The organism is Shewanella putrefaciens (assembly GCF_016406305.1).
Lineage (GTDB): Bacteria > Pseudomonadota > Gammaproteobacteria > Enterobacterales > Shewanellaceae > Shewanella > Shewanella putrefaciens_C.
In genome coordinates this window covers 3337043-3354482 of the sequence record NZ_CP066369.1, presented here as the reverse complement: position 1 = coordinate 3354482, position 17440 = coordinate 3337043, and the positions used below count along the sequence as shown (strand labels likewise).

14 protein-coding genes and 2 tRNA genes are annotated in these 17440 nt (G+C 46.8%); 15 read left to right on the top strand and 1 reads right to left on the bottom strand.

The genetic code is table 11. From position 1 onward, the window contains the following. The 9 genes from secG (at nt 1) to rpsO (ending at nt 7283) form a co-directional block, all read left to right on the top strand. The gene (gene secG, locus JFT56_RS14625; protein ID WP_198780766.1) at nt 1–336 is read left to right on the top strand and encodes a preprotein translocase subunit SecG; all 336 of its coding nucleotides are present in this window, start codon (nt 1–3) and stop codon (nt 334–336) included. A 10-nt stretch (nt 337–346) separates the two neighbouring features. Further along, nucleotides 347–433, top strand: a tRNA-Leu gene (locus tag JFT56_RS14620). Between the two features lie 81 nt (nt 434–514). Next, a tRNA-Met gene (locus JFT56_RS14615) sits at nt 515–591 on the top strand. 172 nt (nt 592–763) lie between these two features. Beyond that, on the top strand, nt 764–1219 hold the full coding sequence (rimP, locus tag JFT56_RS14610; RefSeq protein ID WP_198780765.1) for a ribosome maturation factor RimP: 456 nt from the start codon (nt 764–766) through the stop codon (nt 1217–1219). Between the two features lie 29 nt (nt 1220–1248). Next, on the top strand, nt 1249–2748 hold the full coding sequence (gene nusA, locus JFT56_RS14605) for a transcription termination factor NusA (protein ID WP_198780764.1): 1500 nt from the start codon (nt 1249–1251) through the stop codon (nt 2746–2748). A 25-nt stretch (nt 2749–2773) separates the two neighbouring features. Beyond that, nucleotides 2774–5416 carry a translation initiation factor IF-2 gene (gene infB / locus JFT56_RS14600; protein ID WP_198780763.1) on the top strand — a complete coding sequence of 881 codons (2643 nt, stop codon included), beginning with the start codon at nt 2774–2776 and terminating at the stop codon, nt 5414–5416. Between the two features lie 63 nt (nt 5417–5479). Beyond that, complete coding sequence (rbfA, locus tag JFT56_RS14595; protein WP_007646038.1) at nt 5480–5923, top strand: 30S ribosome-binding factor RbfA; 444 nt, start codon at nt 5480–5482, stop codon at nt 5921–5923. After that, the gene (gene truB / locus JFT56_RS14590; RefSeq protein ID WP_198780762.1) at nt 5923–6873 is read left to right on the top strand and encodes a tRNA pseudouridine(55) synthase TruB; all 951 of its coding nucleotides are present in this window, start codon (nt 5923–5925) and stop codon (nt 6871–6873) included. The genes rbfA and truB overlap by 1 nt, the downstream gene beginning before the upstream one ends. Nucleotides 6874–7013: 140 nt before the next feature. Then, nucleotides 7014–7283, top strand: coding sequence for a 30S ribosomal protein S15 (gene rpsO, locus JFT56_RS14585; protein ID WP_007646044.1), 270 nt, complete (start codon nt 7014–7016; stop codon nt 7281–7283). 269 nt (nt 7284–7552) lie between these two features. Here rpsO and JFT56_RS14580 read toward each other — a convergent pair whose 3' ends face one another. Then, nucleotides 7553–9601 (bottom strand): putative bifunctional diguanylate cyclase/phosphodiesterase, encoded by a 2049-nt coding sequence (locus JFT56_RS14580; protein WP_198780761.1) that lies wholly within the window; start codon nt 9599–9601, stop codon nt 7553–7555. A gap of 195 nt (nt 9602–9796) precedes the next feature. Between JFT56_RS14580 and pnp the strand changes: the two genes are divergently transcribed. The 6 genes from pnp to JFT56_RS14550 all read left to right on the top strand — a co-directional run bounded on the left by pnp (nt 9797) and on the right by JFT56_RS14550 (nt 17165). After that, a complete protein-coding gene (pnp, locus tag JFT56_RS14575; RefSeq protein ID WP_198780760.1) occupies nt 9797–11896 on the top strand; it encodes a polyribonucleotide nucleotidyltransferase in 2100 nt (699 codons plus the stop codon). 192 nt (nt 11897–12088) lie between these two features. Beyond that, entirely contained in the window at nt 12089–12991 is a 903-nt protein-coding gene (gene nlpI, locus JFT56_RS14570; protein ID WP_198780759.1) for a lipoprotein NlpI, read from the top strand. 99 nt (nt 12992–13090) lie between these two features. After that, complete coding sequence (gene prfC / locus JFT56_RS14565; RefSeq protein WP_198780758.1) at nt 13091–14671, top strand: peptide chain release factor 3; 1581 nt, start codon at nt 13091–13093, stop codon at nt 14669–14671. Between the two features lie 81 nt (nt 14672–14752). After that, the gene (locus tag JFT56_RS14560; protein ID WP_198783658.1) at nt 14753–14953 is read left to right on the top strand and encodes a hypothetical protein; all 201 of its coding nucleotides are present in this window, start codon (nt 14753–14755) and stop codon (nt 14951–14953) included. An 11-nt stretch (nt 14954–14964) separates the two neighbouring features. Further along, nucleotides 14965–15729, top strand: coding sequence for a TatD family hydrolase (locus JFT56_RS14555; protein WP_198780757.1), 765 nt, complete (start codon nt 14965–14967; stop codon nt 15727–15729). A gap of 176 nt (nt 15730–15905) precedes the next feature. Beyond that, on the top strand, nt 15906–17165 hold the full coding sequence (locus JFT56_RS14550; protein WP_198780756.1) for a NupC/NupG family nucleoside CNT transporter: 1260 nt from the start codon (nt 15906–15908) through the stop codon (nt 17163–17165). Nucleotides 17166–17440 lie beyond the last annotated feature (275 nt).

Below are 17440 nucleotides of genomic sequence, written 5' to 3'. Positions count from 1 at the left end.
ATGTATGAAGTTTTAGTGGTTGTTTACTTGTTGGTAGCATTAGGTTTAATTGGCCTGATCTTAATCCAGCAAGGTAAAGGAGCTGACATGGGTGCCTCATTTGGCGCCGGTGCATCGGGTACCTTATTTGGTTCAAGCGGTTCAGGTAATTTCTTGACACGCACAACGGCGATTCTGGCCATTGCGTTTTTTACCTTAAGTCTGGTTATTGGCAACTTAAGTGCAAATCACGCAAAAAATGAAGATTCATGGAATAATTTAGGTTCAGATACTGAACAGGTGACACAACCTGTTGAGCAAGGAACCGAAAAGTCAGAAACCAAAATTCCTGACTAGTAAGAGTTTAGCCGAGGTGGTGAAATTGGTAGACGCGCAGCCTTGAGGTGGCTGTGTCCTAACGGACGTGCGGGTTCAAGTCCCGCTCTCGGCACCAAATTAACTAAGATAGACGAGTTAACATCTCTCTTAGTTATTGCAAGAAAAGACGATAGTCAATATACTTGCACACAGTTGACGCGGGGTGGAGCAGCATGGTAGCTCGTCGGGCTCATAACCCGAAGGTCGTCGGTTCAAATCCGGCCCCCGCAACCAGCTCCTAGTAACGAATAGTGTTTGAATTCGTTATGGTTTACAGGTTCTTGACACTAATGACCTCGTGATTACGGGGTTTTTTGTTATCTGGGACTTTTAAATTTGTCGTATATTCTATACGGCGTTGTACTAGGGCTATTCAGCCCTTTTTTGTTTTTTCCGGGGGTCAATTTTGGCAACATTAGAATCCAGACTGGCAGAAATGCTCAAAGTGCCTGTGGAAGCATTAGGCTTCCAACTCTGGGGCATTGAATATGTTCAAGCGGGTAAGCATTCAACACTTCGCGTGTTTATTGATGGCGAAAACGGTATCAATATCGAAGATTGTGCCAATGCCAGCCGTCAGGTCAGTGCTGTACTCGATGTTGAAGACCCTATTCCGACTGAATACACCCTAGAGGTTTCTTCACCTGGTGTGGATAGACCGTTGTTTACTGCCGAGCAGTATGCGGCCTACGTGGGTGAAGATGCGAAAGTTCAACTGACTATGCCTGTCGCGGGCAGTCGTAATTTAAAAGGCGCCATTACCAAGGTTGAAGGGCAAATGCTCTCGCTGAATGTGAATGGTAAAGAGCTAGTTGTCGCCCTGGATAATATCCGTAAAGGCAACGTAATCGCTAAGTTTTGATGGTTTCAAGGTGAACGAGGCAAGACGAGATGAATAAAGAGATTCTGCTAGTCGCTGAAGCGGTTTCAAATGAAAAGGCCGTTCCACGCGAGAAAATTTTTGAAGCGCTAGAGATCGCTCTGGCTACTGCAACCAAGAAAAAATACGAAGGCGATATCGACGTTCGTGTTTCCATCGATCGTAAAACTGGCGGCTACGAAACATTCCGTCGTTGGATGGTGGTAGACGACCACGGCGAAGCCCTAGAGAACCCATTCCGCGAGATCACGCTCGAAGCGGCTCGTTACGAAAATCCGGACATTCAGCCGGGCGAATATATCGAAGATGATATCGAGTCCGTGGTTTTTGACCGTATTACCACTCAAACCGCTAAGCAAGTCATAGTACAAAAAGTACGTGAAGCCGAGCGTGCGCAAGTGGTTGAGCAGTTCCAAGATAAAGAAGGCGAGCTGATCACGGGTGTAGTGAAAAAAGCGACCCGTGAAAGTGTGGTAGTCGATTTAGGTAGCAATGCCGACGGCGTACTGTTCCGTGAAGATTTAATTTCACGTGAATCTTTCCGCCCTGGTGACCGTGTACGCGCATTACTGTACTCGGTGCGTCCAGAAGCCCGCGGCGCGCAGCTGTTTTTAACCCGCACTAAGCCAGAAATGCTGATTGAGCTTTTCCGTGTTGAAGTGCCTGAAATTGCCGATGAGCTGATCGAAGTGATGGGCGCTGCCCGTGACCCAGGCGCTCGCGCGAAGATTGCCGTTAAATCCAATGACCGCCGTATCGATCCAATCGGTGCGTGCGTGGGTATGCGTGGCGCACGTGTACAAGCGGTATCGAATGAACTGGGTGGCGAGCGTGTTGATATCGTATTGTGGGATGATAATCCAGCGCAATACGTGATCAATGCCATGGCGCCAGCCGATGTGGCCTCTATCATTGTTGACGAAGATAACCATTCAATGGATATCGCCGTTGAGGCTGATAGCTTGGCACAAGCCATTGGACGTAATGGCCAAAACGTACGTTTAGCGACTCAACTTACAGGTTGGGAATTGAACGTTATGACAGTGGAAGACATGAATAAGAAACATCAGGCCGAAAGCGCCAAAGTGATGAGTCTATTTGTGAGTTCATTGGATGTCGATGAAGATTTTGCACAAGTACTTGCGGATGAGGGCTTTACGTCGCTCGAAGAAATCGCATATGTACCTGTGTCTGAACTATTGGCGATTGATGGTTTTGACGAAGATCTCGTTGAAGCTTTACGTGAACGTGCAAAAGCGGCGATCTCTACCAGAGCTCTCGCTACTGAAGAAGCACTAGATGGTGTGGAGCCAAGTGACGAGTTGTTAGCACTTGAAGGTGTTGAAAGACACTTAGCCTATGTTTTAGCAAGCAAAGGTATTGTGACTCTAGAAGACTTGGCTGAACAAGGCATTGATGATTTGATCGAAATTGAAGAATTGACAGAAGAAAAAGCAGGTGCGCTCATCATGGCTGCCCGCAACATCTGTTGGTTTGGCGAAGAAGCATAAGTCGATCAACAGGGGGATTTAACTGATGGCAGATACTACCGTAGAGAAATTGGCCACGGAAGTGGGTAAAAGTGTTGAACGTCTGATTGAGCAATTCTCTCAGGCTGGAATTAAGAAAGGCCAAGCTGATAACGTCTCTGAAGCTGAAAAGCAGCAGTTATTGGATTATCTGAAAAAGCAGCACGGTGGCGAGAGTGCCCCGACTAAAATGACGCTGCAGCGCAAAACGGTATCAACCCTGAGCGTAGCGGGTAATGGCGGTCAATCTAAAGATGTGAAAGTGGAAGTGCGGAAAACCCGTACTTTTGTTAAGCGTGATGTGAATGACGCAGTGCTAAAAGCGGAAGAAGAGGCGAAAGCGGAAGCTGAAGCATTAGCAAAAGCAAAGGCCGAAGCGGAAGCGGCTCAAGCGGCCAAGGCGAAAGCCGAGGCAGAAGCTAAGGCTAAAGCAGAAGCTGAAGCCAAAGCAAAAGCCAAAGCGGCGGCAGAAGTGAAAGTAACCAAAGATGCTTCTCCAGAAGCAGAAGCGGCACGTTTAGAAGCTGAGCGTTTAAAAGCGGCGCAAGAAGCGGCGACTAAGCGTAAGCAAGATGAAGAAGCGGCAAAAGCGGCCGAAAAAGCCCGTTTATTGGCGGAAGAAAACTCTAAGCGTTGGGCCGAAGAAGAGCGTCAACGTTTAGAAGCTGAAAGAAACGGCGATCACCACATCACTACCTCTAAAGTAGCCCGTGCTGCTGAAGATACCTCTGATCTGGATGAAGAAAAACGCGGCCGTCGTGCTCGTAACAAGAGCAACGCTAAGAAGCGTGGCGGTAAAGATGCCCGTGATGGCCGTGAAAAGCACATGCGTAACCGCAGCACAGCTCCAGAGTCTATGGCCCACGGCTTCAACAAGCCTGTGGCAGCTGTAAGCCGTGATGTGCGTATCGGTGAAACAGTGACCGTTTCTGAACTGGCGCATTTAATGGCAGTGAAAGCGACTGAAATCATCAAACAAATGATGAAAATGGGCTCAATGGTCACGATCAACCAAGTGTTAGATCAAGAGACTGCCCAATTAGTCGCCGAAGAAATGGGTCACAAAGTGGTGCTAATTCGTGAAAACGAACTTGAGCATCAAGTATTGTTAGACCGTGACGATGAGGACGGCGTTAAGCTGGAATCCCGTGCACCGGTTGTGACCATTATGGGCCACGTTGACCACGGTAAAACGTCTTTACTCGACTATATTCGCCGCGCGAAAGTGGCCGCTGGCGAAGCCGGTGGTATTACTCAGCATATTGGTGCATACCATGTTGAGACCGAAAACGGCATGATCACTTTCCTCGATACCCCAGGCCACGCCGCGTTTACCGCAATGCGTGCTCGCGGTGCCAAGGCAACGGATATCGTGGTGTTAGTGGTTGCGGCCGATGACGGTGTAATGCCACAGACCATCGAAGCGATTCAACATGCTAAAGCCGGTAACGTGCCATTAATCGTGGCTGTGAACAAGATGGATAAACCGGAAGCGGATATCGATCGCGTTAAGAGCGAATTGTCACAACACGGCGTTATGTCTGAAGATTGGGGCGGAGACAACATGTTCGCCTTCGTATCTGCTAAGACAGGTGAAGGTGTTGATGACCTGCTCGAAGGTATCCTACTGCAGGCTGAAGTATTAGAGCTTAAAGCGGTACGTGATGGTATGGCCGCTGGTGTGGTTATCGAATCTCAACTGGATAAAGGTCGCGGCCCTGTGGCAACGATTCTGGTTCAGGAAGGTACGTTGCGCCAAGGTGATATCGTTCTATGTGGCCTTGAGTACGGTAAAATCCGTGCGATGAAGGACGAGAACGGTCGTTCAATCACTGAAGCGGGTCCATCAATCCCTGTTGAAATTCTAGGTCTGTCTGGCGTTCCGTCAGCGGGTGATGAAGCAACTGTGGTACGTGATGAGCGTAAAGCCCGTGAAGTTGCCCTGTATCGTCAAGGCAAGTTCCGTGATGTGAAATTAGCACGTCAGCAAAAATCTAAGCTTGAAAACATGTTCGCTAACATGACAGATGGCGAAGTGAAAGAACTGAACATCGTTCTTAAAGCAGACGTACAAGGCTCACTAGAAGCGATTACCGACTCGTTAACGGGTCTGTCTACCGACGAAGTGAAAGTGAACATCATCGCTCGCGGTGTGGGCGCGCTGACCGAAACCGATGCGACCTTAGCTGCGGCTTCTAACGCTATCATGGTTGGCTTTAACGTGCGTGCCGATGCACAGGCGCGTAAGACCATCGAGAGTGAAAGCGTTGACCTACGTTACTACAGCGTTATCTATAATTTGATTGATGAAGTGAAAGCGGCGATGACAGGTATGCTGTCTCCTGAGTTCAAACAGCAAATTATCGGTCTGGCTGAAGTTCGTGACGTGTTCAAATCACCTAAGCTGGGTGCGATTGCAGGTTGTATGGTGACCGAAGGTACCATCAAGCGTAGCGCTCCAATTCGCGTACTGCGTGATAACGTGGTGATCTTCGAAGGTGAACTCGAATCTCTGCGTCGCTTTAAAGATGACGTTAACGAAGTTCGCAACGGTATGGAATGTGGTATCGGCGTTAAGAACTACAACGATGTTCGCGTAGGCGACCAAATCGAAGTGTTCGAAACCGTCGAAGTGGCACGTACTCTGTAACGATAAAGAGGGCGGCATTAGCCGCCCTTTCGATTTTATGACATTAGCTATGGTACAGATATTATGGCAAAAGAATTCAGTCGTACACGTCGCATAGCGCAGCAGTTGCAGCAAGAGCTTGCTCTGGTGTTGCAGCGCGACATGAAAGACCCCCGTATTGGTTTTGTTACCGTGAATGACGTCGATGTCTCCCGTGATTTAAGTTACGCCAAGGTCTTTGTGACCTTCTTTGAGGAAGACAAAGAAGTTGTACAGGAAAAGCTCAACGCGCTGATCAGCGCCGCACCTTATATTCGCACCCTTGTGGCTGGCCGGATGAAGCTGCGAGTCATGCCAGAACTGCGCTTTGTCTACGATAGCTCATTGGTTGAGGGGATGCGCATGTCTAACCTCGTGAGCCAAGTGATCAATCAAGATAAAGCGAAACAGCAGCAATTTGGCAGCGCTGAAGATGTCCAAGATGTGGACGCGACAGACGATACCGAAGATACGGAAGGTAAAGATTAATGGCTCGTCGTCCAAAAGGCCGCTTTATCGACGGTATCGTGTTGTTGGACAAAGCCACAGGCATGAGTTCCAACTTTGCACTGCAACGGGTAAAACGCTTTTTTAATGCGAATAAAGCCGGGCACACGGGTGCGCTCGATCCGCTAGCCACAGGCATGCTACCCGTATGTTTAGGCGAGGCGACCAAGTTTTCACAGCATTTGTTAGATGCCGATAAGCGATACCTAGTGACGGCAAAACTGGGCCAGCGCACCGATACCAGTGATTCCGATGGTGAAGTGGTGCAGACGCGTTCTATGGATTTTACCGAGACACAGCTATTAGCTGCGCTCGAGCATTTCCGTGGCGATACAATGCAAGTGCCTTCAATGTACTCAGCGCTAAAATACCAGGGGCAGCCCCTGTATAAATATGCGCGTGAAGGCATTGAAGTCCCCCGCGAAGCACGGCCTATCAGGGTATTTGAGCTTAACTTTATCAAGCTTGAAGGTGATGAATTGACCTTGGACATCCATTGTTCGAAGGGCACTTATATTCGCACTATTATCGATGATTTAGGTGAAATGCTTGGCTGTGGTGCCCATGTGATCATGTTGCGTCGCACTCAAGTGGCGCAGTATCCCTATGCTAAAATGGTCACCCTTGAGCAGCTTGAAGCTCTCGTTGCCAAGGCCCAGGAACAGCAGATAGAGCCGAGTCTGTTACTCGATCCGCTTTTATTGCCTATGGATACGGCCGTGGCCGATTTTCCCGAGGTGAATGTACCCGATGCCAGTGCAGCCTATCTGATGCAAGGGCAGGCGGTGCGTGTTGTGGGGTTAGAGGCCGATAAATTAGTGCGTATTACCTTAGGGGATGCCCGTCGGTTTGTCGGCATTGGCGCTATGAATGATGACGGCCTGTTAGCGCCTAAGCGACTCATTGTTATCCATGACGAGCCAGCACAGTAGCACATTGACCCCATTCGAAATCATTGTTCGATTAAGACCAGCCTGTTATTGCGCTAGGGTTGGATTATGGGTAGAATAGCGCGCCCTCTGGCTGAGTTAGTGATCGGCTAGAGATTCATACTATATATTTGGAGAGACACATGTCACTAAGTACTGAAGCGAAAGCAAAAATCCTGGCTGAATTTGGCCGTGGCGAAAACGACACTGGTTCAACTGAAGTTCAAGTTGCTTTGTTAACTGCGCAAATCAACCATTTGCAAGATCACTTCAAAGAGCACATCCACGATCACCACTCACGTCGTGGTCTGTTACGCATGGTTAGCGCGCGTCGTAAGTTAACTGCTTACCTGAAGCGTACTGATGCAGAGCGTTACAACGCACTGATCCAAAAGTTAGGTCTACGTCGTTAATTTCACGTCGACTAACGTAAAAAAGGAGGCTTAGCCTCCTTTTTTATTGCCCTAAATCTGGTTTTTCTCTAGGTTGCTCAACCGTCAACCGTCAACCGTCAACCGTCAACCGTCAACCGTCAACCGTCAACCGTCAACCGTCAACCGTCAACCGTCAACCGTCAACCGTCAACCGTCAACCGTCAACCGTCAACCGTCAACCGTCAACCGTCAACCGTCAACCGTCAACCGTCAACCGTCAACCGTCAACCGTCAACCCATCTACCCATCTACCATTTACCATCGATATGAGCGATGCTCGCAGTCTGGCTTGCAATATAGAGGGCTTCAAACTCTGCCTGGGGCAAAGGTTGACTAAAATAGAAACCTTGTCCAATCTGGCACCGATTTTCCTTCAGCCAGTCGAGCTGGAGCTCGTTTTCAATCCCTTCGGCAACGATAGTTAAATTTAGCTGTTTTCCAAGCATTAAGATGGTCGATGCAATAGCACTATCACCTGGCAAATCCGATACAAAACAACGGTCAATCTTCATCGTCGTGATGGGCAGATGCCGCAGATATGAGAGTGAAGAATACCCAGTCCCAAAATCGTCCACCGCGATACCAAATCCTGCGGATTTCAGTTGTTCAAGCTTAACTATGGCCTGCTCAATGTCGTTCATTAACGAGGTTTCAGTGATTTCTATTTCTAACAGATCGGGTTGGATCTGATAGCGCAGTGCCATTTGTTTGATATCGGATACTAGGCTCGCATCGGCAAATTGTTGCGATGCAACATTAATCGCAATCGGGATCGCATAGTGATATTTCTTCTGCCATTCCCTTAATGTTTTACAGCTTTGTTCTATCACCCAACGGCCAATAGGAATTATGATGCCAGTTTCTTCGGCCACGGGAATAAAGGACATAGGGCTGATTAAACGGCCGTCTTTTTGCCAACGGATCAGGGCTTCACAGGCGATAACCTTACCGGTTTGCAGATCGAGTTTAGGTTGAAAATACAGTAAAAACTCATTGTTTTTCAGTGCATCGTGTAATGATGCTTCGGTACGTAAGCGTACCGCCGCGCGTTCGGTCATCTGCTGTTTAAAGAAGGCCCATTGATTCGACCCCGCCGCTTTTGCACTGTACATGGCGATATCCGCATGGCGGATAAGATCCTCTGCGCTATTGCCATCTTCGGGATAAATTGAAATACCAATGGACGCGGCCGGGTGGATTGCATGCTCATTGAGCTGAATAGGCACATTGAGTTGAACTAACAGTTTATCGACAAAATCCGCCGCTTGATCCGGTGACTGGACAGAATCAGCCAAAATCACAAATTCATCTCCCCCTAGACGAGAGACTGTGCCCTTATCGCCCACAACTCGTTCGAGAATGCGGGCTATTCTGGCTAAGAACTGATCGCCCAGGGCATGGCCGAGGGAGTCATTGATATTTTTAAAGCGATCTAAGTCGATAAACATCAACGCAAAGCTGCGTTTATGTACTCGGGAGCGTTGAATCGTGACTGCGATGGTTTCGAGCAATAGCGTCCTGTTAGGTAACCCGGTAAGCGGATCGCGGGTCGCCATTTTACGCAGTTTAGATTGTGTCTGGCTAAATTGGATCAGGATTTGATTAAATTTAGAGGTCACTAAGCCTAATTCATCATCCTTATGGGCGCTGGACATAGGGAGTAAATTTTCATCCGGCGAATCGGGTTCAATCTTATCAATTGCTTCGCTTATTCTTGCTATTGGTTGAGTTAAGAAACGGTGGAACACAACCGAGAGCACTAAGGTGAGCAATAGGGCGCGGGCCAAGGTGGCGAGGAACCCCAGTTTTAGCTGTGAAAACAGGGTGTTAGTCAACTCTTGAGTGTCGTAAAAAATAGTCAGAGTGCCGATAAGTTGCTGTTTTTGGGTGCCTTCAAAATAGAAGGGGCGATATAAGGGCCGAGAGATTTCTTTCAAATCATCGAAGAGTTCATTGCTGAGGCTGATAAATGTTTGCGAGCTATTTTTTTTATTATTACTGACGGAAACAAACATGGAACCATCGTCGAGTTCTATCACCGCTGAGCCTACATGCTCGACTTTGATAGCACCTTCTAAGGTTTGCCTCGCTAAATTATCATCCAATGCCCAAACGGCATTGGCGGCGGGCTGCTCCACTGAGTCGAGTAGTTCCTGCTGTGTGGTGGTAAGTTGTTGTTTTGTCGAAATGACAACGAGGGCGATTTCAACAATAAAAATAGCGATAGCGAAAAATAACGCAGTAAATACGACGAGGTTAGTTTGTTTCCATGTCAGGGATTTAAAGCGACCTGTCATTCAGCTTGTCCTTTATTATTGTTTTTCGCCACAGGGATGATTTTCCGTATCAAATGAAAGCATAACTCTTTGTTGATTTACCCACTTTAGTGAAAAGATAGGTCTTTGTCATCATTATCTGCTCTTTATCTATTGTCCTTAATTGCAGTATACTTACGCGCGTAATTCAAGGTCATTAATTAAGGAATGGGTCACGTGAATCCAATTGTAAAGAGTTTTGAGTATGGTCAACATACAGTCACCCTAGAAACGGGTGTTATAGCGCGTCAAGCCGATGCAGCCGTGTTAGCGAGTATGGGTGACACGACAGTGTTAGTCACTGTTGTAGGTAAAAAAGAAGCCGAAGCCGGTCGTGACTTTTTCCCTCTGACTGTTAACTATCAAGAAAAGACCTACGCAGCGGGTAAAATTCCTGGTGGTTTCTTTAAGCGTGAAGGTCGTCCTTCAGAAGATGAGACATTAATCGCTCGTCTGATTGACCGCCCAATTCGTCCTCTTTTCCCTAATGGTTTCAAAAACGAAGTTCAAGTGATCATCACTGTGGTTTCTGTCGATCCACAAATCGAGCCAGATATCATTTCCATGATCGGTACTTCAGCGGCACTGGCTATTTCTGGTATTCCATTCAGCGGTCCTTTAGGTGCGGCTCGTGTGGGTTATATCAATGGCGAATACGTACTAAACCCAACTGTTGCTCAAATCGAGACCAGCCAACTGAACTTAGTGGTTGCAGGTACCGAAAGCGCAGTGTTAATGGTGGAATCAGAAGCCCAAGCATTACCAGAAGAAGTGATGTTAGGTTCTGTTGTTTATGGTCACGATCAACAACAAGTGGTTATTAAAGCGATTGCTGAATTTAAAGCAGAAGCCGGCAAACCAATGTGGAATTGGACCGCACCAGTACAAGATGAAACCTTAGTCGCTCAAATTAAAGAGTTGGCTGAAGCGGGTTTAGGCGATGCCTATAAAATCCAAGTTAAACAAGATCGTTATGCTCAAGTTTCTGTCGTTAAAGCGGCAGTAAAAGAAGCTTTGTTAGCCAGCAATCCAGACATTGATTTGCGTGAAGTTGACAATTTACTGGGCAGCTTAGAGAAGAAAGTGGTTCGTGGTCGCATTATTCGTGGCGAGCCTCGTATCGATGGTCGTGAACCAGACATGATCCGTGCATTAAGCGTGTTAGCGGGCGTATTGCCACGTACTCACGGTAGCGCACTGTTCACCCGTGGTGAAACTCAGGCCCTAGTGACTTGTACTTTAGGTACTGAACGTGATGCACAGAAGATCGACAGCATCATGGGCGAGCGCACTAACCGTTTCATGCTGCACTATAACTTCCCTCCATACTCTGTTGGTGAAACAGGCATGGTGGGTTCACCTAAGCGCCGCGAAATCGGTCATGGTAAGTTAGCTTGGCGCGGTATCAACGCAGTTATGCCTTCAGCGGCTGAATTCCCATACAGCGTGCGCGTGGTATCTGAAATCACTGAATCTAACGGTTCAAGCTCTATGGCGTCAGTCTGCGGTACTTCACTTGCGCTGATGGATGCCGGTGTACCTATCAAGACTTCTGTGGCGGGTATCGCTATGGGTCTAGTGAAAGAAGGCGATGATTTCGTTGTTCTTTCTGACATCTTAGGTGATGAAGACCATTTAGGTGATATGGACTTTAAAGTGGCGGGTACCCGTAACGGTATTACTGCACTGCAGATGGATATCAAGATCGAAGGTATCACTAAAGAAATCATGGAAATCGCACTGCAACAAGCTTATGGCGCACGTGTGCATATCCTGAACGTGATGGATCAAGCCATTGGTTCACACCGTGATGATATTTCTGATCATGCTCCACGCATCACAACGATCAAAATCAACCCAGAAAAAATCCGTGACGTTATCGGTAAAGGCGGCGCAGTCATTCGCGCTCTGACCGAAGAAACCGGCACTACGATTGAACTGGAAGATGATGGTACTGTGAAGATTGCCTCTTCAAATGGCGAAGCAACTAAAGAAGCTATCCGTCGTATCGAAGAAATCACTTCAGAAGTAGAAGTGGGTCGTATCTACAATGGTAAGGTTATCCGTATCGTTGATTTCGGTGCCTTCGTGAACATTCTTCCAGGCAAAGATGGTTTAGTACACATTTCACAGATCAGTGATGAGCGTGTGGCTAACGTGTCAGATCACCTTGAGCTGAACCAAGAAGTGACAGTTAAAGTCATGGAAGTGGATCGTCAAGGCCGTGTAAGACTGTCAATTAAAGAAGCACAAACCAAAGAAGCTGCTGCAGAATAATTGAGGGATAAACTCAGTATTCCCATGCACTTTTAAGTGACTGCCCAAAAAGGAGATCCATTGATCTCCTTTTTCTTTGTTCAAATTTAATTAAGTTGCGATTAATGCTATTCGTCAATAGCAGTCCTGTGGTGGGATTGCTATCATGAACATTCTTCTGCGTGTGTTGGGAATCTAAAAAGGTAGAAATGGATGAGTCTTAAAATTAGAACCGCTATTGTTGCTGTGCTGGCGGCTGCCAGCCTGATGTTGGCTGGATGTGCAACCACTCAGTCTCCCTTAGAGAACCACAATGATGTTGAAGGTAAGTTAGTCGTTGCCCCAGTAATGCCCGATTATAAAGTCGAAGTGACACTGGCGAAACTCAATGAAATTTTATCCGCCGTCGAGTTAACCAATGAACAAAGGGCTCGTTTTCACTATGACCGCGGTGTGATTTATGACAGCGTAGGTTTAAGGCTGTTGGCGCGCATTGATTTTATGCAAGCGTTGAAGCTCCAGCCCGATCTGGCCGATGCCTATAATTTCCTTGGAATTTATTACACCCAAGAAGGCGATTACGACAGTGCCTATGAGGCCTTCGATGGGGTATTAGAGCTCTCACCTAATTATGATTATGCCTATTTAAATCGTGGTATAGCCCTCTATTATGGCGATCGTAATGATCTTGCGGTAAAGGATATGCAAGCCTTTTATGCTGGCGATAATAAAGATGGCTACCGTGCATTGTGGTTGTATTTGATCCAATCAAAAGGCAATGTGACCGAAGCCAAGCGTCAATTACAGGAACACCGTCAGGGCCTAGAGGCCGATGCTTGGTCAACTGTGATCGTTGACCATTATCTTGGTTTAAAAAGCCGTGATGACGTATTTGCCGCGGCAAAATCGGGGCTGACTCACCCCAAAGAATATGCTGAGCGTTTATGTGAGGCGTATTTCTATTTAGCCAAAATGGCGATAGAGACTAAGCAATATCAGGATGCCGCTAACTATTTACGCCTTGCTCTTGCGACCAATATCTATGATTTTGTCGAACACAGATATGCACGCATCGAACTCGCAAAAGTTAAAGGCTTGCTAGAAGAAGCAAAATAACCTTCGCACTCCCGAGTTCATCTCGGGCTTTGCCTAGCCAAGTGAGCAGTGAGGCGCTATAATTTGCGCCTTTTTAGCGATACTAGTGCATAGGTTAACATGTCAGGCAATAAAGTAGAGGTCGATAAACGTCGCACCTTCGCGATCATATCGCACCCCGACGCGGGTAAAACAACCATTACCGAAAAAGTGCTGTTATTCGGAAACGCTTTGCAAAAAGCGGGTACGGTTAAAGGCAAAAAATCGGGTCAGCATGCTAAGTCTGACTGGATGGAAATGGAGAAGGACCGTGGTATTTCTATTACTACGTCTGTGATGCAATTCCCCTACGGTGGCGCCCTCGTTAACCTACTCGACACGCCTGGTCACGAAGATTTCTCGGAAGATACCTACCGTACTCTCACCGCAGTGGACTCATGTCTTATGGTCATCGACTCCGCGAAGGGTGTTGAAGATCGCACCATCAAGTTGATGGAAGTGACCCGTCTGCGTGATACGCCGATCGTGACCTTTATGAACAAACTCGACCGTGATATCCGTGATCCTATTGATCTGATGGATGAAGTCGAAAACGTACTCAATATCGCCTGTGCACCTATTACTTGGCCTATCGGCAGCGGTAAAGAATTCAAAGGTATTTACCATATTCTGCGTGATGAAGTGGTGCTTTATCAAGGTGGTATGGGACACACTATTCAAGAACGTCGAGTGATTGAAGGCATTAATAATCCAGATTTAGATAAAGCGATTGGCAGCTATGCGGCTGATTTGCGTGATGAGATGGAATTAGTGCGCGGCGCATCGAACGAGTTTGACCATGCGGCTTTCTTGAGAGGCGAGTTGACGCCAGTCTTCTTTGGTACTGCATTAGGTAACTTCGGTGTGGATCATATTCTCGACGGTATCGTCGAGTGGGCGCCTAAGCCATTACCGCGCGAAAGCGATGTACGGACGATCATGCCGGATGAAGAGAAGTTCACCGGTTTCGTGTTTAAAATTCAAGCTAACATGGATCCCAAACACCGTGACCGTGTCGCCTTTATGCGTGTCTGTTCGGGCCGTTATGAGCAAGGCATGAAAATGCACCATGTTCGAATTGGTAAGGACGTTAACGTAAGCGATGCTCTAACCTTTATGGCGGGCGACCGTGAGCGCGCCGAAGTGGCTTATCCTGGCGATATCATTGGTTTACATAACCACGGTACTATCCGTATTGGTGATACTTTTACCCAAGGTGAAAAGTTTCGTTTTACAGGTGTGCCTAACTTTGCGCCGGAAATGTTCCGCCGTATTCGTCTGCGTGATCCGCTTAAACAAAAGCAATTGCTGAAAGGTTTAGTACAGTTATCTGAAGAAGGTGCTGTGCAGGTCTTCCGTCCATTAGACACCAACGATTTGATCGTCGGCGCTGTGGGTGTACTGCAGTTTGAAGTGGTTGTTGGTCGTCTGAAGAGTGAATATAACGTCGAAGCTATTTACGAAGGCATTAGCGTTTCTACTGCTCGCTGGGTTTATTGTAAGGATGAGCGTAAGCTAGAAGAATTCCGCCGCAAGTGCAGCCAAAACTTGGCCCTCGATGGTGGTGATAACTTAACTTATATTGCGCCAACTATGGTTAACCTTAATCTTTCGATGGAAAGATACCCTGATATAGAGTTTGCGAAAACCCGCGAGCATTAATTTGGGTTGGTTTGCAGTCGTGTTTAAATGGCGGTGTATTACCGCCATTTTTGTATCTAATTTACGGTTTGGGATGCTGATATGGCTAATTGGATCACAAAATCATGGCAAGCTTACATTCGTTGGTGCGATAAAATGGGGCTCACTCCTGAAAATCGCCGTTGTTGCATGCCTCGCCTTGAAGATCCGCCGCTCACGCCAAAGTGCTCGACTAAAGCGTCTAGTCTACCAATCGAATCCAAACCAGCATTAAAACCTGAGCGCAAGCCCGATGATGAGTGAGGTATTGGCCTATGTTAGATACCCACGCGCATCTAGATTTTCCTGAGTTTGATGCAGACCGTGAGCAAGTGGTTCAGCGTATGCATCAAGCTGGGATCAGTAATCTGATTATCCCTGGCGTTTCCCCCGACCACTGGCAAAAACAACTCGCCGTTGCACAACAATATCAAGCCTATTTTGCATTAGGCATCCATCCTTGGTTTTGCCCAGAGGATGTTGATGCTGGGATCTTGGCATTAACATCTCAAGTGACTTCGTTACTCGAATGTCCTCGTTTTGTTGCTATTGGTGAATGTGGCTTAGATGCGCTTTATCCCTCAACTTGGGCGCGGCAGTTAGCTTTTTTTGAGGCGCAACTGGCGTTAGCTAAATCCGTTCATCTGCCGGTTATTGTCCATAGCGTGAAAACCCATGCCGAGGTTTTAGCCTGTTTGAAAAAGCATCAACTGCCTAGAGGCGGCGTGATACATGCTTTCTCTGGCAGTGTTGAGATTGCACAAGAATATATCAAATTAGGTTTTAAGCTTGGGATTGGTGGTTTGATTATGAACCCCAACGCCAAAAAATTGCTCAAAACAGTCGCTGAATTATCGCTCGAAAGCTTCCTACTTGAGACTGATTCTCCCGCCATGACGCCGTTAAATGTTACTGAAAAACGTAACCAGCCCGCCAATGCTGCGCTTTTTATCGACAAAATTGCAACTTTGCAAAAAAAATCAAGTGTTCTAATATCAGAACACTTAGTGTTGAATGCTATGCAACTGTTTGACCTTTAGTTGTTTTTAATTAAACAGGTGTAGGTCGCATTAGCATTCTTCACTAAGCGATTGAAATTAAACTCCAAAAATTTGATCAAAACGACGATTTTCGACTTTGCCTCGGGTATAATCTGACTCGGAAATAGGTTGATTAACAACATAATTAAAAAGTGTTAACAATAGGGTGATGGTTAATGAATATATTGATGAGTTTAGTAGGGGTGGTCGTCCTACTTGCGATAGGTTTCCTCCTATCGAATAACAAAAAAGCAATTAATCTGCGTACAGTGGGTGGCGCTTTAGCTATCCAGGCCGCCTTCGGTGGTTTTGTACTGTACGTTCCTGTCGGTAAAGATATTCTGAAAAGTGTATCTGACGCCGTCTCTAGCGTGATTGGCTATGCACAAAACGGTATTGGCTTCCTGTTTGGCGATTTAGCTAACTTCAAACTTGGCTTTATCTTCGCTGTTAACGTATTGCCAGTTATCGTGTTCTTCTCTTCTCTTATCGCTGTTCTGTACTACTTAGGCGTTATGCAGTGGATCATCCGTATTATCGGTGGTGCACTACAAAAAGCATTGGGCACAAGCCGTACTGAATCTATGTCAGCGACTGCTAACATCTTCGTTGGTCAAACTGAAGCGCCGTTAGTGGTTCGTCCATTCATTCCAACTATGACGCAATCTGAATTGTTTGCGATCATGGTCGGTGGTTTAGCTTCTATCGCGGGTTCTGTATTAGCAGGCTATGCGCAAATGGGCGTGCCTATTGAGTACTTAGTTGCTGCGTCATTCATGGCGGCACCAGGTGGTCTATTAATGGCTAAGCTGATGCACCCAGAAACTGAAACCGCTAAAAACGATATGGATGAGCTGCCAGAAGATCCTGATAAGCCAGCTAACGTGTTAGACGCTGCTGCTGCGGGTGCTTCATCTGGTATGCACTTAGCGCTGAACGTAGGTGCCATGCTGTTAGCCTTCGTTGGTTTGATTGCGATGATCAACGGTATTATTGGTGGTGTGGGCGGTTGGTTTGGTGTTGAAGGTTTAACACTGGAACTGATCCTAGGTTATGTATTCATGCCTTTAGCCTTCCTAATCGGTGTGCCTTGGAACGAAGCTTTAGTTGCTGGTTCTTTCATCGGTCAAAAGATCATTGTTAACGAATTCGTTGCTTACCTGAACTTTGCTCCATACTTAAAAGACATTGCTGACGGCGGTATGGTCGTTGCTGAAACGGGTTTAGCTATGACTGACAGAACTAAGGCGATTATTTCGTTTGCTCTGTGTGGTTTCGCTAACTTGTCTTCAATTGCGATTCTGCTTGGTGGTTTAGGTGCTATGGCGCCTAACCGTCGCCATGATTTAGCGAAAATGGGTATTCGTGCGGTTATCGCCGGCTCACTCGCTAACTTAATGAGCGCCACAATTGCGGGTCTGTTCTTAGCTATCTAAGTTAAGACGCTCGAGGGGGGAACCCCACTAACTAGGTCCTGGCTATGCAGGGCGGGACCTAAGTTAATTCAACCATTTTCCAGTAGTGATTCCTGTAGTGAATAGTTTCTCCGATAGCATTGACCAGAATACAAGGAAACTCGATTTGTTATTCTGTTCATATGTCGCGAATGCACGGTTAAGTTAATTAATCGTGATAAAGAAGTCGCGACTTTGTTCACAATTAAGAATTTTGTGTTCGTGATTTTACGCTAGATTATTGAGATTTTTTTTAA